Genomic DNA, 21740 nt, shown 5'->3' on the forward strand with positions numbered 1-21740 from the left:
GCGCCCTTCGCGGTTGGCTCGGGGTGAGATTTCCGTACTGACAGCCGTCGACCAACGCCGCGGCTCCGCAGTGCCACTGCCTCTTCATGACGCACAAAGGATCTATGCAGGCTCTTCGGGTTCATATCGCAATCGCGTAGTCGAACTTCAGGTCCGTGGCCGCCTTGCCGCCGTGCATTCCCCAGTTGTCAAACGGTTCTTCGCGCAGCAGTACCAGAACCTCTGACGGATCGATGCCGCGCAACCTCGCGACGTCGGACGCGATGCGACGATAGAGGCTCCGTTTTGCATCGAGCGAACGCCCGACGAACAACGTGATCTCGATCGACACGTAATTTCCCGCGGCCAGTGGCGGAAAAAAATCCTCGGCCGCAAAGCCCTGATAACGGGCCTGCAATTCTTCCTCGCTCACACCGAGTATCGCCTTCAATGCATCGAACACCACGCCAACGAGCCGGGCTTTTTCCTCTGCGGTGTGTGGACTGCGTTCTTCTATTTTCACGATTGGCATGTCGCCACCCTGGAAGAAAGCTCGGCGTCGTCGAGCGAATTTGGATAGTTGCGAGATTGCATATCGGCAAGCCGGCTAAGCGTGCGCGACAGATCGTGCGCGCCTTCGAGGCCGTCGAGCGCCTGCGCGATAGGTCGGTCCGATGCGATGAACAGCGCACGCTTGCGGTCATAGAAAATATCGATCAGCCACACGAAGCGCTGCAGGGTCCGCGGCTCGGTGAGCCACTGCGTAATCACACGGTCGACGATCACCCCCTGCCAGCGCTCAGCGATCTCCAGATAGTCCAGATGCGAGCGGCTCGCCACGCACAGCTCGTCGAAATCCATCCACGCGAGGACCGAGCCGGCCGCGCGCAGTCTCAGCGCTCGGCCAGCCGCAGAGCGTGTCGCCGGTCGCAAGCTAGCTTCGGCTTCGTAGTGGACGAACAGGCGGCGCAATGCTTCGCTAGTCGCGGCGTCGAGGGGCGCAAGGAAGCGCGGCTGCTCAGCGCGTTCGCCGGAGAAGCGATAGTCACGCGCGCTATCGAAATGGATCACCGTGAAGTGCCGCTCGATGCGTTCGATAGTTGGCTGGAGGCGCGCGTGAAATTCCGGATTCGGCAGCAAACTTTGCGGAGCATAGTTCGAAGTCAACACGACGCGCGTGCCCAGCTCGAGCGCGATGTCGAGAAAGCGGCCGATCAGGAATGCGTCGGCGATATCGTGAACATGGAATTCGTCGAAGCACAGCAAATCGACATCCGCGAGCCACTGCCTCGACACTTCGCCAAGCCGGTCGTCGCAGCGCTCCTGCTCGACCAAGCGCCGGTTCATTTCGCGTAGGAATTCGTGAAAATGCACGCGCCGTTTTACGCAATCGGCCAGTTCAAATACGGTATCGACCACAAGGCTCTTGCCGCGCCCCGGCAGACCGTGGCAATAGACGCCTTGCATGCCACGCGCCGCTTGCGCCCGGACTCGCCATTTGCGCCGCACACGGGTGCCGAGCAGGGCGACCAGCGCGGCGATCGCATGGCGCTGTTGAGCATCCGGCACGATCGCGCGCGCGGCGAGCGCGCCGACAACCTGAGCTTCATCAATCATCGGTGCTAGCGTCCAGAGGCTGCAAGAACGTTTCGAGCAGCGGCCGCGGGCTGCGCGCGCGATTCGCCAACAGATGATCGAGCGCGGCGTGCTGATCGGAAGGCCCCTTGTCCTGCGACAGCTTGATACGCGCCTCCTCATGCTCGACCGTGACGCGCAACGCGAGAATGTGCGGCGCAAAGCGCTTCACGCGTTCGTCCTGTGCGTCGAACTGATAGGGGGCGTCGTCCGGTTGCAGAAACGCAGCCGTTTCGCGAAGCACCTCGAGCTTGCGCGGTAAATCGTTGATGATCTCGACGACGCCGCTCATATGCACCGACACATAGTTCCATGTCGGCAATTGACGCGTCACATAGGCTTCCGGTGGAATGTAGCTGTCCGGTCCCATGAACACGATATGAGCATGAATGCGGCGCAGACCAGCGAACTGCGGATTCGCGGCATCCACGTGACCGAACAGGTTTCGCGAGCCGGACATGCGCAATAGCGGCACGTGACTCGCAAGGGGCCGCGGACCGTCGGTGCTGATGAAAAGCGCGAGTGGAAAGCTGTCGACGATCGCGTCGATCCGCTCCGGATCGTTAAAGCGGAACGCATCGTAGTGGAACGGCACCTGTGCCGCAGGGGGCACGATGTATTCGTCGGTCTGCATCATGGCGTTGTCGGACGGTTCAATGTGGAATTAGTCGAGCGGGTAGTGAAGTACGGTGCATGCCGGCGTCGCGCCGCGGCGTTCATGCCGCTCGCGCCGACGACGTTCGGCGGCGATCAACCGGCGCGCGAACCACACGCCGAGTTGCGGCGCGCGTGCTGCCTTGAGCGCTTGCAGCGGCACGGGAATGGACTCGATCGGTGCATCGGCGACGAGGTCCGCGAGCCAATGGCCCATCACGAACGAGAGCGCAATGCCACGTCCGTTGCAGCCGGTCCAGCCGAACACATTGGGCCCGAATTGCAATAGTTGCGGCAGACCGCGCGGCGTCACGCCGACGCGACCGGCCCAGAGATCGGTGAGCCCGGTGGTTTCGACGCCGAATACGTGGCCGATACGGCGCTGCAATTCGGCGTCGATCGCTTCGCGCGAAAGGCGCGTGCTGGTCGGAAACATGCCTGTGAGAAGGCGGTTGCCCTGCAGTCGGCGGAAGAAGGCCATGTCGCGGCCCACGTCGGAGAACGGCTGATGGGTGCGCAGCACGTGGTCCGCGCCGCACACCGGCAGATCGTAGGCGGCCAGCACCAAGGCGAACGGCAAGGTCGCGGCGGTGAGATTGCGGGCCCCGTCATGTCCATTCGCGTTGGTCGCCATGATGACGCGGCGCGCGAATACCATGCCGAGCGAGGTGTCGAGTCCAACCAGAACTTTGGTCTGCTCGGCTGCCGGCGCGAGCAGACGGCAGCCGTTTAACACGGTACCGCCGAGCCGCGTGAACGCGGCGGCCAGTCCGCGCGTGAAGGCGAGCGGGTCGATCTGGCCGCCTTCGGTCAGACACAACGCCGCCGGATAGCGCGCTGTGCCACACAGCGCATGCAATTCGTCGCGCTCGACGAGGCGCGCGTCAGCGCCCGCTTGACGCTGCGTTCGCAGACGGTGCTGCCAGACGCCGTCGGAGGGTTCAAGCCGGTCGGGTTGCAGCCAGCCGTTTTGTCGCGCATCGCAGACGATGCCTTCGGCGCGGATGAACTCGAACAACGCGGTCGCCGCGCCGCTCAGCTGCGCGTTGAAACGGGCCGCGCGTGCGTCGCCCCAGGCGCGCGCGACGTCGTCGGGGCCGACACGACTGAGTGTCGGAATCACGAAGCCCGAATTGCGGCCCGAGGCGCCCGCGCCGGCTTCACCCGCTTCGAGCACCGCGACGCGCAAGCCGCGCCGCGCCGCGTGGAACGCCGCGGTGAGTCCAGTGATGCCGGCGCCGACCACGGCTACGTCGAATGTCTCACCGTCCACGGCCGGCGCGGCCGCCGCTTTGGCCTCTGACGGCGCGCCCCGCGCCCAGCAAGCCGGCTCAGCGAACAGTGTCGCTAGCGAGGTCATGGTCGGCACGCTGAACCTGGGGGCGGGAAGTAGCGGAAGGGGCCAGCCGCTCGCAAAGCGACATCGCGATCGCCGCCGAGCGCAACGCCAGCAGACTGAACGAGCCGGAGTCACCCATGCCGTGCGACGACTCGCACAAGCCGTTCAGATACAAAGGCGCTGCCCCCTCGGGCTGAGCGGCGAAGCGAACCCGGTAGTCGATCGAAACGTCCAGATGGCCGCGCGTGAGTTCAAGCAGCGGCGCCACACCGGCCAGCAGACCCGGATACGCTTCGCGTTTCGGACCGTTGCCGATATCGAGAAAGCCCGTGGCGAGCACGACCAGATCGAACGACTCGGTGGTGCGCTGCTCGGTTGTCGTGTCGCGCAGCGCGAGATGCACGCCCGATGCGTCGGCGCAGGCGTGGCTGACTTCGGTGTTGGTGCGCACCGCGAGCGAGTCACGCTGCAAGATCCGGTTCGCGTACAACTTCACGTACAGCGCGTCCAGCACGTCCTTATCGGCCGATGAGTAATTGGTGCCTTCGAGTTCGGCGCGCAAACGATCTTTCGTCTTCTGATCGGCGTTGAAGAAGGTCCGAACGAATTGCGGAAAATACACTTCGTCCGAAAAGGGACTTGTGTCTTTCTGCCTGAAACCGAAATTGCGCGTGATGCCGACCACTTTCTCGCAGGTGCCGAGCCCGTACGCATGCAACAGAATCTCGACCGCGCTCTGGCTGCCGCCCACCACCGCGACACGCGGTCGACGCCCGCCCTCGCACGCGCGTTGCAACGCGAACAGATAGTCGTTCAGATGCACGACGCGCTCGGGGGCGACGTTCGCGAACTGCGCCGGTACGTTAGGCGTGCGGCCAGGCGCGACCACCACCGAACGCGCCCGCCATTCGCGGCCTGTCGTATCGAGCACGCGATAGCCCTGCAGCGCGCCAGTATCGGCGTCGACGAGCGGTTTGACGACGTTTGCGTTCGCGCCGTACTGGACCTGATGCGCGAACAGGTCCGCGACCCACCGCACGTATTGTTCGTATTCGATACGCAACGGAAACGACAAACCCAGATTCAGATGCTCGAAGAGCCGGTTGTTTTCGAACAGGAAGTTCGTAAACGAATAGCGGCTGCGCGGATTGCGCGGCGTGACCAGATCGCGCAGCGGGTGATTCTGGATGTCCGAGTCCTCGAGCAACATGCCTTCCTGCCAGCGCGGGCTACCGCGCTTTTCAAGGAATAACACGTTCAGGCCTTCGGTCAGTTCTTCCAACGCGATGGCGAGCGCGATGTTGGCAGGGCCGAAGCCGATGCCGATCACGTCGAGCATGGGCGGTCCTGCGCCACGGTCTACGGAATTCATAGCGCCTCCGCGGCGTGGCTGCCCGCGTGCCGCGGGGGCGATACCGGCGACGTGCAGACCGTGAGCGCCACGTTCAGCAGCTTCAGGATTTCCTCGACCTGGGGCTCGGTCAACACGAGCGGTGGCAGCAGGCGCAGCACGGCGCCATGCCGACCGCCGGCTTCGATAATCAGTCCCTGTTGCAAGCACTCGCGCTTGAGGCGTTTGGCTAGCGCGCCGTCGGCGGGCGGCAGGCCGCGTGCGTCGCGCAAGCCGTGCGGATTGACGATTTCGACGCCGAGCATCAGACCGCGGCCGCGTACGTCGCCGATGCAGTCGAAGCGTTGCTGCAAAGCTTCCAGTCCTGCGCGCAGCCTGGCGCCGATGCGCTCGGTGGCAGCCGGTATGTCGTTCTCGCGCAGATAGCGCAGCGTGGCTGCGCCCGCCACCAGCGCGATCTGGTTGCCACGAAAGGTGCCGGCATGCGCGCCGGGATTCCAACTGTCGTATTGCCGGTGATAAGCAATCAAGGCCAGCGGAAAACCGCCGCCAACCGCCTTTGACATCACGATCGCGTCGGGCACGATGTCGGCGTGTTCGTGCGCGAACATGGTCCCGGTGCGCGCGAAGCCGGTTTGCACTTCGTCGATCACGAGCGGGATCGAGTGGCGCATCGCCAGCGCCGCGAGACCTTTGAGCCACGCCGCGCTGGCCGGAATGCAGCCGCCTTCGCCCTGTACCGCTTCGAGAATGATCAGCGCGGGTGGCGTAATGCCGCTCTCAGGATCGGACAACAGATGCTCGATATACGACAGCGACAACGTATCACTGGGCTCGCCGCCCACACCGAACGGACAGCGGTAAGCATTCGGGTAAGGCAGGAAGAACACCTCCGACATATGGCCGGCCACCGCGCGCTTCGGCTCGATGTTGCCCATCAGGCTCATCGCGCCCATCGTCATTCCGTGATAAGCGCCGTGAAACGCCAGCACCGAACGCCGGCCAGTGGCGGTCTTGAACAGTTTGATCACGGCTTCGACGGCATCCGCGCCGCTCGGCCCGCAGAACTGCAGCTTCGCGTTCGCGGCGAAGGCCGGCGGCAAGACCCGATAGAGCTCATCGACGAACGTGGCCTTCGCCGGCGTCGCAATATCGAGTCCTTGCAGAACATGTCCCGACGCGAGAAAGCGCGTCACCCGCTCCATCACATACGGATGATTGTGGCCAAGCGGCAGCGCGCCGGCGCAGGCGAGGCAGTCGAGATAGCGCCGGCCTTCGCTGTCGTGCACGACGGCCAGTTCGCCTTTGGTCAACACGCGGTCGATCGAGCGGGCATAGGTGCGGGCATTCGATTCGCGCTCGGCGAGCAGATCGAGCGCGGCATGCGGCACGCTTTCCACGGAATCATCAAACATAGGAGGTACTCCTCGACGAGTCGGCCGGGACCTGCTGAATCGGAATCGTGGTGGTGTCGAAGCTGTGCGCGGCTTCGCCGAGCGTCTTGAGCCAGCGGCGGTATTCGACCGCGAGGCGATCACTGCGCACGTGCATTTCCTCGCGCAGATCGAGCGGCAAACGGTAAGGCCGCTGCGATTCGACAATGCGCCGGTCCTGTTCGAAAACGCGGTCCTGGCGGTCGAGGATCTGCGCCTCGGTAAGATCTGCGCCGAAGTTGATCGCGACGATCAGGTACAGCACGGTCTCGTCTTCATCGGCGGGCGTGGCGTTCAGGAACGTGCAGAAGCGTTCGGTGACGCCGGTCTTTTTCGTGAAGTACGCGGTAGTGGGCTGAAACACGTGATACGTGTAGCGCGCCGTTACAGGAATTCCGCGATGATCTCCGTACGGCTGGAACACGGTAATTTCCGAAGTCTTCAGTCCTTGCGGACCTTTGAACACTTCGTAGTCGGCGATTGGATCGGGATTGTCCGGGTCGCCGTTCAGGTTCGCATGTACAAATGGAAAATGCGATGCGTCCAGAAAGTTTTCAATCGAGCGGAGTGCGTTCGCACGATAGCGATACGGCCCGGCGTAGACCTTACGGAACGACGGGTCGTCCCACTCGGGGAACGTGGGCACGTCGCCTTCCGGTTGACCAAGGCTCACCCACACGAGACCATAACGCTCTGTCACACGCTGCGGATAGACGAGCCGATGCTTCGGCGGTTCCTGATCCGGATGGGCGGGCACCTTCACACATTGCCCTTGATCGGAATAGCGCCAACCGTGATATGGGCATTCGATCTCGCCATTGCGCACGCAACCGAGCGAAAGCTTCGCGCCGCGATGGCCGCAATAGTCTTGCCATGCGTTGATGCCGGTCGGCCCGCGCCACAGCACGAGGTCCTCGCCAAGCAGACGTACCGGCAGCGGTGTGTGTTCACCGAGTTCGTCGGCTCGCGCGACCACGTGCCATTGATTGCGCAAGGCCTTGTAGTCGAGGCCGTCGCGATTCCATTTGCCGCCATAGATCATGATCTGTGCTCCTCCCGGTCAGCCGAGCAAATCTGCTTCACGTTCGCCATCGAACCGCCAAACGGGATTACGCCAGCCCTCGACGCCGTAATCGGCGAGACACTGGTCGACTAGCGCTTTGCACTTGTCGATCGCGCCACTGGCGGTCGAATGATTGAGCATGTCCAGCCGCACCTGTTCGTTATTGCCCGCATAGTTGTGTTCATACAATTCGTGACGGCCGCCGAACTCACTGCCAATCGCGTCCCACAGCAGCTTGACCAGTTTGAGCCGTTCCTCGGCATTCGAGTTGGTGCCCTGGAAGTACGTGTCGATCAGCGGGCGCAAATCGGGATTGTTCATATCCGCGTAGCTCGCCACCTGCATGATCGGCGAGCCGCCGAGAATGGTGTCGAAGATTGGTTTGATATGCGAAATGATCTGCGAGCCGAAATAACGTACCGTAGCGGCGGCTTCGAGGCGCGGCACCACGGAGTCGTCACCACGCGATTCCGGCGCAAGGCACATCGACTCGGTCATCGCCCACATGGCGTTTCGCCAGCCGACCACCTCCGCGACCTTCGTGCGCACCCCTCGAAATTCGTAGGTACCATTCGATTCGAGCAGTTTGATCAGCACGCCGCACATGAAGTCGAGTTTGACCGCGAGGCGGGTCCCGGACTGCAATGGGTAGCGATTCAGAAAGCCCGATGCGGAATAGAAGCTGCGCGCCTTCGATACGTTTCGATAGATAAGCACGTTCTCCCATGGCACGAACACGCCATCGAAAATCAGCACCGAGTCGTTTTCGTCGAAACGGCTCGACAGCGGATTGTCGAACGGGCTCAGCGACGACGCTTCGAACGAACGGCGACAAACGATCTTCAGATTCGGCGCGTTCATTGGCAGGATGAAGCAGAGTGCGAAGTCTTCCTCGCGATTCTCGGCATACTGCGTCGCGCTGTTCTGCGCGACGAAGGTTGCGTTCGAGATCGCTGCGCTGGTCGCGACCATCTTCGCGCCGCGTACGATGATGCCGTCGTCGCGTTCTTTCTCCACATGCAGATAAATGTCGCGCATGCTGTCGATGGTTTTCGCGCGGCCCACCGGCGGATTCACCAGCACGTGATTCATGAACATCACGTTGCGCGAAGTCTGGTTGTACCAGTGCACGGCGTTGTTGTGAAACGGTGCGTAGAAGTCTGGATCCGACAGCAGGGTGGCGGTAAACCCAGCCTTGTAGTCTGGTGTGCGTCCCATGAATCCGTACGACAGACGCGACCAGTGCGCAATCGCGTCACGTGCCTTCAGCAGATCGTACGCAGAACGCGCAGGCGTGAAATAACGGTGCGTGCGATAGCCGTTCGGGTCGAGTGTCGTCATGACCTCGCTCGATTCGGGCGCGTGTAACGCGTCATACAACCTCGCGATGGATTGCGCGCTATTGCGAAACGCCGGGTGGGCCGTCACCGAGCGCACTTTTTCGCCGTAAATGAACACTTCGCGACCATCGTCAATACTGGCGAGATAATCGGCGGCAGTGAACATCTCATTTTTTTCTGAAATTTCCAGTTTCAATGCCGCAGATGAGCTCTTACTCATGGACTCCTCCAGAGATCTTAAGGCTGAAAATTGGACTACAAGACCGGTTTACGAAAAATATCGAGCAAGCAGAAAAATGCCGGAAACAAAAATGACGATATTCACGATCCGTACGAACTGTTCGCGCGACAGTTTGAGCGTGATACGACGGCCGACCCACACGCCTGCCAGCATGCTCGGCGCGAGTAGCGCCGCGAGCAGCAGCAGATTAAAGTCGCCATAGACGCCAGCGGCCAGAAAGATAACCAGCCGCGTCAACGTCGACAGACCAATCAGGGTGGTTTGCGTGACGCGAATACGTTCCGTGCTGTCTAGCCGGCCTTGCAGATAAATTGCGTAGACGAACCCGCCGCTTCCGAACAACGCGCTGAATATGCCTCCAACAAGCCCGAATGGCACCGAGAAAATCGGTCCTAATTTGCCAACGGGCTTATAGCCGCTCAAGGAATAGACGGAATAAGCGATCACGAACACGCCGAGCAACAGCAGCAACACGTCCGGTTTGGTGAAGAGCAGAATCAGTGCGCCGACTCCACTGCCGAGCATCATCAGCGGTACCAATCGTTTGAGTTCGCTGAGTTCGGCCTTGCGACCGTCGCGTGCGAGGTTGGTCGCGGCGGCGAAAAAATCCAGTAATGCCAGCAGCGGCACAATGTGGGAAATCGGCATGAACTGCGCCAATAACGGACTAGCCACCAGCGCGGTGCCAAAACCCGCGATACCGAATACCACGTAAGATAATGCGACGCCCAACCATATAATGGATAAATGAAGCGCGCTCAAATTGCTCAGCACAACGTTGCTCCTTGCCTTATTATGAATCTCTAATAGAATTTGTTTTTATTGTTTTAGATTTTTAATCGCATTCTATTTTTATGTCGCATCGCGACCCGATTGACTCCGGCTTGCCTCGAAAACAGCCAGCTTGATCCGCTCCATCGGTGTCAACTGTCAGGTCGGGATGAATTAACAAATTCTTCGTCCTTGTTCTTGATCGAACCTAAACCGCGCGTCAAATCAATATATCGATGCGCTCCCCATCGGACCAGTATAAAATATGCAATCAAATATCTCAAAACGGCATACACAATGGTGTCGATGCGACAACTGCGCTACTTTGTGGAGATCGTCGAGGCAGGCAGTTTCAGTCTGGCCGCCGAACGCCTGTTCGTAGCGCAATCGGCGTTGAGCCGGCAGGTCAAGGAACTGGAGGCATCCGTTCAAGTGCAATTGCTGACGCGCGGCGCGCGGCGCTTCGAATTAACGCCAGCAGGCAAAACATTTTACGACGGTGCAAAGCGTCTTTTATTCAATTTGAATGAAACATTGGTACAAACCCGGCACGCCAATCGCGACGAGCAGGGCGTTATTCGTCTGCTGCATTCCAGTTCGGTACCGCTGGTCAATCCACTGATGCAGCGAATTCAGACTTATCTGGCCAACAATAACGGGGCGTCGCTGGAGATTTCACAGATGTCGTCGGAACATCAGGGCGAAGACCTTGAAGAAGGGCGGAGCGATATCGGCCTCGTGCGCCTGCCGGTGCACATCAGGTTTCCCGGCGTACAGGTCGAGGAACTCTATACGGAGCAGTTGATGCTAGCGGTGCCCCTGCTGCATCCGCTGAGCGAACGTACCGAAATCGCCGTTGTGGAACTTCGCGAGGAGCTATTCGTCTCGCTACCTCACGCCGAGCGCGGCGGTCTCAGCTATCGGGTGGCTGATTTGTGCATGCGCAACGGCTTTTTTCCTCGCGCCGCACGCGCGACTTCGCGAAAGACCACGCTGTTAAATCTGGTCGAAGCGGGACTGGGTATTGCGCTCGTACCCGCGAGCATGCGCGCCGTCGCGCCAGCCGGCGTGCGTTTCGTGGCGCTTAGCGGTATGGATAGTTTAACTGCGGTGGCGTTGTTGTACCGGCGCGGGGCGTCGCAGCTGGTCAAAGGCTTCGCGGCAGCTTTGTTAAGTTGAGGCTTGGCGCGGCACTGTCACGCCGACCAGTTCAACAACTGAAGGCACACTCATTACCTATGTAACCCCTTTCCCCTCGTAGCCGGTAACAACCGACTGCCTATAGGCCGACAGTTTCGAGGATCAGGAACAGCACAATGCGGCCACGCAATGGATCTGCACGGGGCCCTCCGGTGGGGGTGCGGACGAAAACCTGGACTACCTGGAGGTAGTTCATGTACGCGTATGAAGTGAGGTCGGTCGGAATCGGTGGAGGCCAACGCGTTAAGCAGCGGTACGATCCGGATAGAATCGCTGCGTAAATGCAGCAGGCGACAGGTAGTTCAGACGTGCCTGCGTGCGCTGCCGGTTGTAGAACATTTCGATGTACTCGCCGATGGCGAGCCTGGCCTGCTCGCGCGTTGCGAAGCGCTGATGATAGATCAGTTCGTTCTTGAGTGAACCCCAGAATGATTCGATCGGCGCGTTATCGTAGCAATTCCCGCGGCGACTCATCGACGCGCGCATGCCGAACTGCCTGAGCAGCTTCTGGTATGCCTGTGCGCAATATTGCGAGCCGCGGTCGGTGTGCTGAATCAGGCCCGGCTTCGGGCGCCGGATCGAGACGGCGCGAAACAGCGCCTGCATGACCAGATTTTTCGTCATGCGCTCGCTCATCGCGTAGCCGACGATTTCGCCGCGGTACAGATCCTTCAGGCCAGCGAGATACAACCAGCCCTCGTCGGTCGCGATGTACGTGATGTCGCCGCACCAGGCCTGATCGGGCGCTGCAACCGAGAAGTCCTGGTCCAGCAAGTTCGGCGCGACAGGCAAATCATGCTTCGAATTGGTGGTTGCCTTGAACTTGCGCTTCTGCCTGCACCGCAGGCCCAGTTTCCTGCGCAACCGTTTTATCCGGTGCACGCCCACACAAACACCGTGCTGCTCAAGATGCTTCTGCAGGCGCTCGGGACCGAAGCTTTCGCGCGTGCGCTAATGGGCAGCAAGAACCTCCGTTTCCAGTCGTGCTTCCTGCCGTGCCCGTTTCGAGGGCGTGCGTTTGCGCCATGCGTAATACCCGCTGACCGAAACACCCAGCAACCGGCACATCGGTGGCACCGGATAATCCTGTCGCATCTGTTCAATCACGCCGTACTTCACCGCGACTCCCTCGCAAAGTACGTCGCGAACTTTTTTAACAGATCGCGCTCCATTTTCACTTCCGCCAGTTCTCGCTGTACGCGCGCCAGCTCGGCCTCCAGTTCGGTCAGCGGCTTCTGGTCCCTGCCGACCTTCTGTAGTTTGCCTGCCCTGGCTGAACGCACCCAGTTCGCCAGTGTCTTGAGCGGAACCGAGAGCCGGCGCGCCGCTTCCGAAACACCGACACCTTCAGTCAATGCCAGCTTGACCGCCTCCTCACGAAACTTTCTCGTGTAGACCGCTTTGGGAATTCGATTCATTCATGCCTCCGTTTCACGATTTTACGAAACGTTGGCTTCCACTTTTTTCAGCCGACCTCAGGCTGAACCGCACCGGGAATCGGGGAGGCCGGTTGGTTTAAGTTAATGCGGGTACTTCAGCGGCATTTCTGAGTTGCCTGTAGTGGTTTGCCTCAGCCTCAGCAGGCGGGATATAGCCGAGCGGTTCCATCAGCCGATGATGGTTGTACCAAGCCACCCATTCCAGGGTCGCCAGTTCGACGGATTCCCTCGTTTTCCACGGCGCTCGCCGATGGATCAGTTCGGTCTTGTACAGGCCGTTGATCGTTTCAGCCAGCGCGTTATCGTAGCTGTCGCCACGGCTACCGACGGACGGCTCGATACCCGCCTCGGCCAAACGTTCGCTGTATCGAATGCTGACGTATTGCGCCCCTCTATCGGAGTGGTGTATCAAAGTCCCGTCGTCGCCCGGTTGGCGAGCATACAGCGCCTGTTTAAGCGCATCCAGAACAAAGTCCGTGGTCATCGACGAACTGACGCGCCAGCCAACGATGCGACGGGCGAACACGTCGATTACGAACGCCACGTACAGCCAGCCCTGCCAGGTCGAGACGTAGGTGAAATCCGACACCCTTGGGTCTCGCCTATGACGTGCGCAAAACGTATTAGGGGCAGCGTGAGAAGTCGGCCCATGAATCTATGATGAACCGCGGTCTGGATAGACGCTATACATCTTTATTTTTATACCATACAACTTGATTTTGTATCGACATGGTCGATTAATCGAAGTATTTCGGCCAGCGCTCGATCTTTCGAAATAGGACGGAAAACGACATAGAATGATTAGACGAAGCATTGAAGTTGCTCGGGGTCGAGCCGAGCGCACCCGCCGCACTGGCTTCATTCGTTGGTAAAAGGTGCGGATTCAACCCGTCGATGCAACACAATCGAAGCTGTGTGAGCAGCGGGAGTGTTGCAGATGAAGTACAGAACCCGGATCTATTACAGCGAGAGCCAGAAAGCGCTAATGTGGGAGCATTGGCGCAAAGGCGAATCGCTTCAGCATATAGCGCAGCTATTCGACCGGAATCACTCATCGATACAGCGGATTCTGGCGCAGACAGGCGGAATACAGCCGGCATCACGACGTCGCTCCAGACTGGCACTGACGCTGGCCGAGCGCGAGGAGATATCGCGCTCGCTGGCGGCCGGGCACTCGATTCGTTCGGTGGCCAACCGGCTTGGACGGGCGCCCTCCACCATCAGCAGGGAAGTCAGGCGAAATGGCGGGGCTCAAGGCTATCGGGCGAATCAGGCCGATGCCCTTGCGTGGGATCGTGCCCGTCGTCCCAAGGAATGTAAGCTCGCCACGAATCGGGAACTCGCCCGGGTCGTGGCGAGCAAACTTCAGTTGCAGTGGTCGCCAGAACAGATTGCCGGTTGGCTCAAGCACTCATACGCGGTCAACAAGGACTATCAGGTGTCGCACGAGACAATCTACCGGAGCCTTTATATACAGGCCCGCGGTGCGCTAAAAAAGGAATTGCTGGAGCATTTACGCCGCACACGCGCCATGCGTCGTTCACGTCATCACACCATGAAGTCGGAGGAGCACGGCGAATCTGCGACGCCGTATCGATCAGCGAACGTCCCGCGACAGCTGAAGACCGCGCGATACCGGGTCATTGGGAAGGCGATCTGCTGTTTGGTAACGCGAACAGCCAGATTGCGACTCTCGTCGAACGTCAAACCCGCTACGTGATGCTGGTGAGGATTGCCAGCAAGGATACAGAGACCGTCATCAACGCTCTCATCAGGCATGCTGGCAAGCTGCCTCAGGAACTGTACAGATCGCTGACCTGGGGATCGGGGCAAAGAGATGGCCGACCACAAGCGCTTCACCGTGGCTACCGACATCAAGGTCTACTTCTGCGATCCGCAGCATCCCTGGCAACGCGGCTCGAACGAAAACACGAATGGGCTTCTGAGGCAGTACTTCCCAAAAGGTACCGATCTCTCTATCTATTCGCAGGCCAGGCTGAATGCCGTGGCAAGGCGGCTCAATGAACGCCCCCGAAAAACAATAAACTTTGATACACCGGCTGAGCGATTTCATCAAACCGTTGCATCGACGGGTTGAATCCGCAGGGTAATTCAGTCGTTCGGGATCGCGGCTGGCGACGCTGAAATTGGGCATGCCTGCGAGGCGCAGATGCTGCGCATTTCTTGGTGAAGTTGGTCGCGGGCATAACACTGGACAAGAAATAACTGGAGCGGCCCCCTGAATCACCGGACACAGTCTCCCACTTAAAATAGCGGGTAGGCATACGACTGTGTTTCTGACTAACAACAAGCAAGAAGTGATGGAAGTGTTGACGGGGCCGGAGCGCCGGCGGCGATGGTCAGCCGATGAGAAGCTGGCGATGGTGCGAGAGAGTTTCGAGCCGGGCAAGTCGGTCTCGATGGTTGCACGCCAGCACGGCGTCAATCCGAACCAGCTGTTCCACTGGCGCAAGCTGTATCAGGACGGCAGCCTGTCGGCTGTCAGTGCCGGCGAGGAAGTCGTACCAGCGTCGGAGCTGAGCGATGCGCTGAAGCAAATCCGGGAGCTTCAGCGACTGCTCGGTAAAAAGACCATGGAAAACGAGATTCTTCGTGAGGCGGTGGAGGTGGCGAAGTCGCGAAAATGGATTGCGCGCTCACCCTCATTGCCGGGGGACGAGCAGTGAAGCAGGTCTGTGACGTTCTCGGTGTAGCGCGCTCAAACGTGACGGCAAGGCTTGCACGTCCAGCCGACTGGCAGGATGGACGCAGTGCCAGGAAGACGGACGATGCCGGGCTGGTCGAAGAGATACGTCTGACCGTCACTGACTTGCCGAGCTATGGCTATCGCCGGGTCTGGGGAATGTTGCGTCGTCAGCGGGAGGGTCGAGGCATCGCTTCCGTCAACGCCAAACGCGTATATCGGGTAATGCGCGTTCACGGCCTGCTGCTACAACGCAGACCCTCTCCACCACGGCCGCAGCGTCGGCACGATGGCAAGGTCGCGGTAGCGAAGAGCAACCAGCGCTGGTGTTCTGATGGCTTCGAGTTTCGCTGCGACAACGGCGAGCCATTGCGCGTGACCTTCGCTCTGGACTGTTGTGACCGTGAAGCGATGAGCTGGGCGGCGACGACCGGCGGGCACAGTGGCGATGTGGTGCGCGACGTGATGCTCGCAGCCGTCGAGAATCGATTTGGCAATGTCTTGAAGGCGCCGGCTGAAATCGAGTGGCTGACAGATAACGGCTCGGGCTACACGGCGGACAAGACTCGAAGCTTCGCGTCGTCCATCGGGCTAAAGCCATTGACCACGCCGGTCTGCAGCCCGCAAAGTAACGGAATGGCCGAGAGCTTCGTAAAGACGATGAAGCGTGACTATGTCGCCTTCATGCCGAAGCCCGACGCAGCGACTGCGGCGCACAATCTCGCCGTCGCGTTTGAGCACTACAACGAGCATCATCCTCACAGCGCGCTGAAGTACCGCTCGCCACGCGAGTTCAGACGCAGGACCGATTCATCAACTCAGGTGTGAGGCGGTGTCCGGAGGTACAGGGGCAAATCCAATAACGGAAACGATCATGGATGAGCAGGCCCTCCCTTCGTTGCTTGGCGACTTTGCGCGAATATTGCGCAGTCATGGCATCGCCACAGTTTTTCACGCTGGCAAAATCGACCCCATAGACGGCGGGACCGCGGCTGGAAGCCTGCGGGCGGCGGTCGAAGAGGGACGTCGCGAGCGCCTTACGCCCGAGTGTCAAGCGCGGGTTGTCGGGGAGATTTCGGGGGCGCTGTTCGACGCTACGGAAGGCTTTGACACTGTTAAGAAAGCCCGCGTGGTGTTCGGGCTTGCGCCTGGTTTTTTCGAGAAGTATGCGCATGAAGCATTTCAGGCAGTCACGTACCCAGATTGACCTGTGTCCACCGGTCGGCGCGGATGGACCGTTCCATCGCTTAGAGTAAGGACTGTTGCTCACTATCATCAGAAGCCGCCGCTGTCCGTTTGCGAGGCGGAAGCGGATAGGGCTCTGCGTGCAATGCGTCGGCCGGCAACAGTCGCAGAAAAGATCTCGCTTCCTCTGTGTTCCGGCACGAAAGCCAGTCCAGGTGCTCAGACTGGGGGAGCACAACGACGCCGCGCTTCTCGGCGCCGGGCTTGTGGAACCGCTTCATCAACGGGTGCTCGTCGGCATTCAACGTAAGCATGGTCATCGAGAACGTCTGTGAGCCGTCCGGGTTGTCCCAGGCTCGCCATAGGCCCCGCTATGGCGCACGCGTCGTTGTCCGCGAGGCCGATGCGCCATCGCACAGGTTTGCCGGTCTCATACGACGGCTCGTAGAATCGGCGGCAAGGGATAAGTGTGAGTTGCAGCCGGTTCCAGGCGCCACTGAAGCTGCGCTTCTGACCGACGGTTTCGCTGCGCGCGTTCATGGTGTCGAAGACCTTGACGCGGGGTGGGATTCTCTCGCGCGGGACCATGCCGAATGTCGCAGCGTCAGTCGATAGCTCGCCGTCAACCCGCCGGAAAATCGGCGCAACGTAATCCTTATAGATCTCGCCACGGTAGTCGAATGACGGCGTTGGAAACAGGCTGAACGCATCGAATTCGATCTTGCCAGGTGCTTCGTAACTGGTGCACACGACTTTCCTCCTTCAATCAATTGGCGCTGGGATAGGGGAGCGCTCAGGTCCATGCAGGAAAGCCAGCAGGCGCCGCTCCGCGTTCTCGTACTGATGCAGCGGGGCGATCCGCAGCTGGTCGTCGTGAAGGGCGAGAATCCCGGTGAATATGGAAACCGACTCGTCGTCGAGAGACCACCCTTCCTCCTCGCCGCTCTCATGAGCCTGCATCAGCGCTAACTCCCCGACGCACTCTGCGGCTTGGAAGAGTTCGTTGGGCGCGTCGCCATAGCCTGCGGACTGAAGGAACCACGCCATGTAAGTGGCCCGCGTGAGCTCGTTGACTATGCGGCGATTGCCGTGGCCGCGGCGCCAGCCGTCCAGCGCAACGTGATATGACAATGACGAGTCGCGCGCCAGTGCCGCGTTCATCGGCAGCAGCATCGTTTTGGTGAGCGGTTTGCGCGCCATCTTTTTGTCGCCTGCGCGCTTCCGGCTTGACGCCATTTTGTCCATTCTCTCCGTTGAAACGCCCGCCATCGGGAGCGGGCTTCGTGCAAGGGTAACAGCATAGGCTGTGCGCCGGCCACAAATACTCCGGGGCCGCCGCGCGCAGACCGGATCAATCTGTCTCTTCATTGACTATCTGCGCAACAGTCGCGGCGTTCTCCGTGCGCGCGAGGTCCGGTATGGGTGTTTCAATGCCCGTGTCGTGGAACGAAATAACGGAGGTGAGCCGCGGCGACGAATGGACCATGCGAACCGCCGTCGAACGTCAGCGATCACTCAAAGCCGATCCTTGGCCGGGCTTCTGGCAGGCGCGACAGGGCATCACTGCTGCGATGCGGCGAGCCGTCGGCATGGATTGAGCGCGCCGGCACAGGCGCTAAAGGGAGCCGCCGGCGCGGGGGTTGTCGGGTGCAAGAACTGCTACGTGCGGATGTCCTTAACCAAGGAGGCGATATGGCAGAGCAACATAAGCCGGGCGAGATCGTGAAGACATCGGGCATCTAGAAGGTGGTGAAGGAGGGCGGTGGCGGCCCGGAATTGTAAGCGAGGACCCAGCACCGTCTTCCATATCCCGGCTCATTTAGCTACTTTGGTGCCCACCAAATCGAATGGTGGACGCTATCGTGGACATACCGGCTGGACCGAAGCGAATCAAGCGACGAACTTTTCGGTCGAGCGCAAGCGCCAGATCGTAGAGGAAACATTGAAGCCGGGGGCTCCGGCGGCGCTGATTGCGCGTGAGCACGAGATCAACGCGAACCTGCTGTTCAAATGGCGCCGACATTATCTCGCCGGCGACTTCGGCACACCGAGCCTGCCTGCGGGTAGCACCCACGTTGTCGACTGGATGCCGGTCGGATTGACGCCCCAGCCCATACTCGACACCGTGGCATCGGAACGCGATGACACCTGTGGTGTGTTCGAGATCACACGCGGCGAAGTCCACGTGCGCCTGACAGGCATCAGCGCGGCCACATTGATCGAGATCGTCAGAGGGCTATCGCGTTGAACGTACTGATGTTGCCCACGGCTGTGGGGTTGCCCAGTGGTTCGCGTGTATGGCTTGCCGCCGGGGTCACGGATATACGCGCAGGCTTCAACAGCCTTGCAGAGAAGGTCCAGACGATTCTCGAGCGCGATCCGTTCAGTGGCCATATCTTCGTCTTTCGTGGCAAGCGCGGCGATCTGCTCAAGGTATTGTGGTGGACCGGTGATGGCCTGTGCCTGTTGATGAAGCGTCTGGAGAAGGGCCGCTTCGTCTGGCCCCAAGCCACGAGCGGCACGGTTCTGCTCAGCCCCGCCCAGCTGTCGATGCTGCTGGAGGGCATCGACTGGAGGCAGCCCACGCGCACGGGTACGCCCACGTCCGCGTTGTAAACGTCGACGCCGCCGCGTAAACTGTTGGCATGAGTCCGGCCGACACCCTTCCTGACGACATCGAAGCGCTCAAGGCGCTATTGCGCGAACGCGATGCGCAGCTCGGGCACATGCAGGATCTGCTTGTATCACGCGATGCGGCCATCGCCACGGACAAGGCCGAGATCGAGCATCTGAACCTGTTGATCGCGAAGCTGCGCCGCATGCAGTTCGGCCGCAAGTCGGAGAAGCTCGATCATCAGATTGAACAGCTGGAACTGCGCCTCGAAGACCTCGAGGCCGACGAAGGCGCGGCCCCCGTCGAGGTTCCAAGGACTCCGCGGGCGGCACCGGAGCAGGCACCGCGCAGGCCGTTACCCGAACATCTGCCACGCGAGATACTGACGCATCTCCCCGACGCCATTGAGCACTGCGCAGAGTGCGGCGGCCGGATGAAACGCCTGGGCGAAGACGTCTCCGAGCAACTCGAGTATGTGCCGGCAAGCTTCCGCGTGATCCGTCACGTGCGTCCGAAGTTTGCCTGCGCCGGCTGTGATCACATTGCGCAGGCGCCTGCGGCTAGCCGACCGATTGAACGCGGCCTGGCGGGCCAGGGTCTGCTGGCTCACGTGCTCGTATCGAAGTTCGCCGACCATATCCCGTTGTACCGGCAGTCCGTCATGTACGCGCGTGAGGGCGTTGAGCTTGATCGCTCGTTGCTGGCGAAATGGGTTGGCCACGGCGCGAAACTGCTGGAGCCGTTGGTCGAGGCGCTGCGACGCCACGTTATGGCCGCATCGAAAGTGCACGCGGACGACACACCGGTTCCGGTTCTGGCGCCGGGAAACGGCAAGACGAAGACCGCACGTTTGTGGGTGTATGTCCGTGATGATCGTGCATCGGCCGACGTGACGCCGCCAGCGGTGTGGTTCGCGTACACGCCGGATCGCAAAGGCATTCACCCGCAACAGCATCTAGAGTCGTTCAGCGGCACGCTGCAAGCCGACGCTTACGGCGGGTATCAGGCCATCTACGAGACCGGACGAGTCGTCGAAGCCGCATGCTGGGCGCACGCTAGACGACAGTTCTACGAACTGCACGCCGCGCGCCCCAACGCGCTCAATACCGAAGCACTCGAACGCATCGGCGCCCTTTACCAGATCGAAGAGGTCATCCGCGGCAAGACGCCCGGGCAACGACGATCATATCGTCAGGAGCACGCGCGGCCGCTACTGGATCAACTCCGCATCTGGCTCACAGCGACATTGGAGACGCTCTCGAAGAAGTCCGACACGAGCAGGGCGATTCTCTACGCGCTCAATCGATGGAAGGCGTTCACGCGGTACTGCGATGACGGTTGCCTTGAAATAGATAACCTGCCGGTTGAGCGCGCCCTGCGCGGCGTCGCCATCGGAAGGCGGAACTATCTCTTCGCCGGAGCCGATTCTGGCGGCGAACGCGCGGCCGCAATTTATAGCCTTGTGGGTACCGCCACACTCAACGGCGTCGATCCGGAAGCCTACCTGCGCTTCGTGCTCAGCCGTATCGCCCGATCACCCGATTAACCGGCTCGACGAATTGATGCCGTGGGCAATCGCGGAGCAGCTGCGCCGCGGAGCGTGACAAGCTCGCGGTGGGTCAAGACGTCGCTGGTGACTCGCTTACAACGTTGATGCCGTCATCGGGAATGATTTCGTCAAAGAAGCTGTTGGGATTCGGGCAGGCCCTTACCTGGACATAGCTGGTCATCGCTGGCTCACTGGCGTTAGTCATGCTTTATGAAGAGCGTCGATGATACCGCGCGAAACTACCCGCCGCGGGGGCAACATCCGGCTGGCTCGCAGTGCCTCTACGTACTGTTCGTCCTCGGAGTAGGCGGCTGGACTCTCTCGAAATTCTCGAGGAAGCGATCATAGGCCGTCTGTCGATCTTCGTCATCAGGCCGGCGCGAGTCTTCGCGGCCTTTGCCATTGGTATCGCAACCTCGCATGGACCATGGGTTGCATGCCCCTCTCCAGAACAAAACCTTGGCGTGCGCACCTCTCAACCGGGATAGGCTCGACCGACTCGCGGCGGGCGTAGCATGGGTATCGAGCTACGTCCCCCGAGCGTCGCCCCAGTGATCTGCTTGTACTACCTGCACTGCCCGCGCGAAGCGGGTTTTTTTCGGCTCGTCGCGACGGACGGCGGCCGAGACGGCTATCGGCCTCGACGAGGACATCTTGCAGGCCGTGCTTGACGGCTTCGACAGCCTCAATATCGAGTTTTCCGTGTCCTGCCTTGACGACAAACCCTGCAACAAGCGTTATCTGCCAGACCAGATCGATCAGGGCTCCGTCCGCATCGCCATCGCGCAAGCGCTCCAGCGCGATACGCGCGCGGAGCACAAGATCGGAAGCTTCCTTTCTGCAACTAACGGTCAAGTCGGCTTTGGAACACCCACCGCGCCCTCCGGCGGTAATACCCCGAGGCGCTGCAGGAAGGATCACCGGTCGTCACCGTTCCGGATTGACCGCCGCTGCATCGACAGTAAGCGGGTCGGCAGTCTCGACCCTCCGCAGGCCAAGAGCTTCGACGCGTGTCACCACGCCCGGGTATGCCGCATCTGTTCCAGGTGGCACAAAACTCAAACCATTCGTGCGGAACACGATGTGCAGGGTCCAAAGTCCCCGATGGATGCCGTAGTGGCGCATCAGGAGGGTGGTCAGCTCGAGAGGCTCAAGCAACGGGTATGGAAGCGCGGGATCGGACATCGCCGTCTCAGGAAATTCGACCCAGCCATATTACAGTTCCTCGCGACAAACGGGACGC

At 60.5% G+C, this 21740-nt stretch carries 20 protein-coding genes and 3 pseudogenes; 8 read left to right on the top strand and 15 right to left on the bottom strand.

The genetic code is table 11. The annotated features are described in order from the left end of the window. Positions 1-121 precede the first annotated feature (121 nt). The 9 genes from LJ656_RS32700 to LJ656_RS32740 all read right to left on the bottom strand — a co-directional run bounded on the left by LJ656_RS32700 (position 122) and on the right by LJ656_RS32740 (position 9809). Complete coding sequence (locus LJ656_RS32700) at positions 122-511, bottom strand: tautomerase family protein (protein ID WP_230513594.1); 390 nt, start codon at positions 509-511, stop codon at positions 122-124. After that, positions 499-1596 (bottom strand): cell division protein ZapE, encoded by a 1098-nt coding sequence (gene zapE, locus LJ656_RS32705; protein WP_230513595.1) that lies wholly within the window; start codon positions 1594-1596, stop codon positions 499-501. The genes LJ656_RS32700 and zapE overlap by 13 nt, the downstream gene beginning before the upstream one ends. After that, positions 1589-2251, bottom strand: coding sequence for an FMN-binding negative transcriptional regulator (locus tag LJ656_RS32710; RefSeq protein ID WP_230513596.1), 663 nt, complete (start codon positions 2249-2251; stop codon positions 1589-1591). Before LJ656_RS32710 ends, zapE begins: the two co-directional genes overlap by 8 nt. Before the next feature lie 27 nt (positions 2252-2278). Beyond that, positions 2279-3541: an NAD(P)/FAD-dependent oxidoreductase gene (locus tag LJ656_RS32715; protein ID WP_230513597.1), complete on the bottom strand. Its 1263-nt coding sequence runs from the start codon at positions 3539-3541 to the stop codon at positions 2279-2281. Between the two features lie 58 nt (positions 3542-3599). Beyond that, a complete protein-coding gene (locus tag LJ656_RS32720) occupies positions 3600-4946 on the bottom strand; it encodes a SidA/IucD/PvdA family monooxygenase (RefSeq protein ID WP_230513598.1) in 1347 nt (448 codons plus the stop codon). Between the two features lie 29 nt (positions 4947-4975). Next, on the bottom strand, positions 4976-6373 hold the full coding sequence (locus LJ656_RS32725; RefSeq protein WP_230513599.1) for a diaminobutyrate--2-oxoglutarate transaminase family protein: 1398 nt from the start codon (positions 6371-6373) through the stop codon (positions 4976-4978). Then, positions 6366-7433, bottom strand: a complete 1068-nt coding sequence (locus LJ656_RS32730; protein ID WP_230513600.1) for an aromatic ring-hydroxylating dioxygenase subunit alpha — start codon at positions 7431-7433, stop codon at positions 6366-6368. Before LJ656_RS32730 ends, LJ656_RS32725 begins: the two co-directional genes overlap by 8 nt. 18 nt (positions 7434-7451) lie before the next feature. Then, positions 7452-8960, bottom strand: coding sequence for a 4-hydroxyphenylacetate 3-hydroxylase family protein (locus LJ656_RS32735; protein ID WP_230513601.1), 1509 nt, complete (start codon positions 8958-8960; stop codon positions 7452-7454). A 102-nt stretch (positions 8961-9062) separates the two neighbouring features. Beyond that, positions 9063-9809, bottom strand: a complete 747-nt coding sequence (locus LJ656_RS32740) for a sulfite exporter TauE/SafE family protein (protein ID WP_230513602.1) — start codon at positions 9807-9809, stop codon at positions 9063-9065. A 294-nt stretch (positions 9810-10103) separates the two neighbouring features. Between LJ656_RS32740 and LJ656_RS32745 the strand changes: the two genes are divergently transcribed. After that, complete coding sequence (locus LJ656_RS32745) at positions 10104-10985, top strand: LysR family transcriptional regulator (RefSeq protein ID WP_230513603.1); 882 nt, start codon at positions 10104-10106, stop codon at positions 10983-10985. A 264-nt stretch (positions 10986-11249) separates the two neighbouring features. Here LJ656_RS32745 and LJ656_RS32750 read toward each other — a convergent pair. Beyond that, positions 11250-12424 (bottom strand): annotated as a pseudogene (locus tag LJ656_RS32750) (IS3 family transposase). A 97-nt stretch (positions 12425-12521) separates the two neighbouring features. Then, the gene (locus LJ656_RS32755; protein ID WP_329958921.1) at positions 12522-13100 is read right to left on the bottom strand and encodes an IS3 family transposase; all 579 of its coding nucleotides are present in this window, start codon (positions 13098-13100) and stop codon (positions 12522-12524) included. Positions 13101-13382: 282 nt separating this feature from the next. Here LJ656_RS32755 and LJ656_RS32760 point away from each other — a divergent pair. The 3 genes and pseudogenes from LJ656_RS32760 (at position 13383) to LJ656_RS32770 (ending at position 16356) form a co-directional block, all read left to right on the top strand. Then, positions 13383-14543 (top strand): annotated as a pseudogene (locus LJ656_RS32760) (IS30 family transposase). A 223-nt stretch (positions 14544-14766) separates the two neighbouring features. Continuing rightward, positions 14767-15977 (top strand): IS3 family transposase gene (locus tag LJ656_RS32765; RefSeq protein ID WP_230513604.1). Its coding sequence is split into 2 segments (ribosomal slippage): positions 14767-15073 and positions 15073-15977, totalling 1212 coding nucleotides; the frame shifts between segments, so codons are not numbered across the junction. A gap of 46 nt (positions 15978-16023) precedes the next feature. Beyond that, positions 16024-16356, top strand: a complete 333-nt coding sequence (locus tag LJ656_RS32770) for a hypothetical protein (protein ID WP_230513605.1) — start codon at positions 16024-16026, stop codon at positions 16354-16356. A 40-nt stretch (positions 16357-16396) separates the two neighbouring features. On the opposite strand, the gene LJ656_RS35010 is transcribed toward LJ656_RS32770, so the two are convergent. Genes LJ656_RS35010 through LJ656_RS32780 form a run of 3 tightly spaced genes read right to left on the bottom strand, consistent with a single transcriptional unit; the run spans position 16397 to position 17579 of the window. Next, a complete protein-coding gene (locus LJ656_RS35010; protein ID WP_329958919.1) occupies positions 16397-16654 on the bottom strand; it encodes an SOS response-associated peptidase family protein in 258 nt (85 codons plus the stop codon). Continuing rightward, positions 16554-17084, bottom strand: a complete 531-nt coding sequence (locus tag LJ656_RS35015) for an SOS response-associated peptidase family protein (protein WP_329958920.1) — start codon at positions 17082-17084, stop codon at positions 16554-16556. The genes LJ656_RS35010 and LJ656_RS35015 overlap by 101 nt, the downstream gene beginning before the upstream one ends. A gap of 12 nt (positions 17085-17096) precedes the next feature. Further along, on the bottom strand, positions 17097-17579 hold the full coding sequence (locus tag LJ656_RS32780) for a hypothetical protein (RefSeq protein WP_230513606.1): 483 nt from the start codon (positions 17577-17579) through the stop codon (positions 17097-17099). A gap of 185 nt (positions 17580-17764) precedes the next feature. On the opposite strand from LJ656_RS32780, the gene LJ656_RS35020 reads away from it, so the two are divergent. From LJ656_RS35020 to tnpC, 4 genes and pseudogenes are all read left to right on the top strand, one after another. After that, positions 17765-17932, top strand: a complete 168-nt coding sequence (locus LJ656_RS35020; protein WP_329958922.1) for a hypothetical protein — start codon at positions 17765-17767, stop codon at positions 17930-17932. 233 nt (positions 17933-18165) lie between these two features. After that, positions 18166-18582: a transposase gene (locus LJ656_RS32785; protein ID WP_230513607.1), complete on the top strand. Its 417-nt coding sequence runs from the start codon at positions 18166-18168 to the stop codon at positions 18580-18582. Beyond that, a complete protein-coding gene (tnpB, locus tag LJ656_RS32790; RefSeq protein WP_345778601.1) occupies positions 18579-18950 on the top strand; it encodes an IS66 family insertion sequence element accessory protein TnpB in 372 nt (123 codons plus the stop codon). The genes LJ656_RS32785 and tnpB overlap by 4 nt, the downstream gene beginning before the upstream one ends. Before the next feature lie 29 nt (positions 18951-18979). Continuing rightward, positions 18980-20552, top strand: a pseudogene (gene tnpC, locus LJ656_RS32795) (IS66 family transposase). A gap of 872 nt (positions 20553-21424) precedes the next feature. Here tnpC and LJ656_RS32800 read toward each other — a convergent pair. After that, the gene (locus tag LJ656_RS32800) at positions 21425-21682 is read right to left on the bottom strand and encodes a hypothetical protein (RefSeq protein ID WP_230513608.1); all 258 of its coding nucleotides are present in this window, start codon (positions 21680-21682) and stop codon (positions 21425-21427) included. Between the last annotated feature and the right edge of the window lie 58 nt (positions 21683-21740).

The organism is Paraburkholderia sejongensis, from assembly GCF_020880815.1.
GTDB lineage: Bacteria > Pseudomonadota > Gammaproteobacteria > Burkholderiales > Burkholderiaceae > Paraburkholderia > Paraburkholderia sejongensis.

Coding starts and splice junctions, on each gene's coding strand:
- LJ656_RS32745 (WP_230513603.1), top strand. CDS start 10,104: ATGGTGTCGATGCGACAACTGCGCTACTTTGTGGAGATCGTCGAGGCA.
- LJ656_RS35010 (WP_329958919.1), bottom strand. CDS start 16,654: ATGACCATGCTTACGTTGAATGCCGACGAGCACCCGTTGATGAAGCGG.
- LJ656_RS32720 (WP_230513598.1), bottom strand. CDS start 4,946: ATGCTCGACGTGATCGGCATCGGCTTCGGCCCTGCCAACATCGCGCTC.
- LJ656_RS32730 (WP_230513600.1), bottom strand. CDS start 7,433: ATGATCTATGGCGGCAAATGGAATCGCGACGGCCTCGACTACAAGGCC.
- LJ656_RS32770 (WP_230513605.1), top strand. CDS start 16,024: ATGGATGAGCAGGCCCTCCCTTCGTTGCTTGGCGACTTTGCGCGAATA.
- LJ656_RS32780 (WP_230513606.1), bottom strand. CDS start 17,579: ATGGACAAAATGGCGTCAAGCCGGAAGCGCGCAGGCGACAAAAAGATG.
- LJ656_RS32700 (WP_230513594.1), bottom strand. CDS start 511: ATGCCAATCGTGAAAATAGAAGAACGCAGTCCACACACCGCAGAGGAA.
- LJ656_RS32710 (WP_230513596.1), bottom strand. CDS start 2,251: ATGATGCAGACCGACGAATACATCGTGCCCCCTGCGGCACAGGTGCCG.
- LJ656_RS32800 (WP_230513608.1), bottom strand. CDS start 21,682: ATGTCCGATCCCGCGCTTCCATACCCGTTGCTTGAGCCTCTCGAGCTG.
- LJ656_RS32725 (WP_230513599.1), bottom strand. CDS start 6,373: ATGTTTGATGATTCCGTGGAAAGCGTGCCGCATGCCGCGCTCGATCTG.
- LJ656_RS32735 (WP_230513601.1), bottom strand. CDS start 8,960: ATGTTCACTGCCGCCGATTATCTCGCCAGTATTGACGATGGTCGCGAA.
- LJ656_RS35020 (WP_329958922.1), top strand. CDS start 17,765: ATGCCCGTGTCGTGGAACGAAATAACGGAGGTGAGCCGCGGCGACGAA.
- zapE (WP_230513595.1), bottom strand. CDS start 1,596: ATGATTGATGAAGCTCAGGTTGTCGGCGCGCTCGCCGCGCGCGCGATC.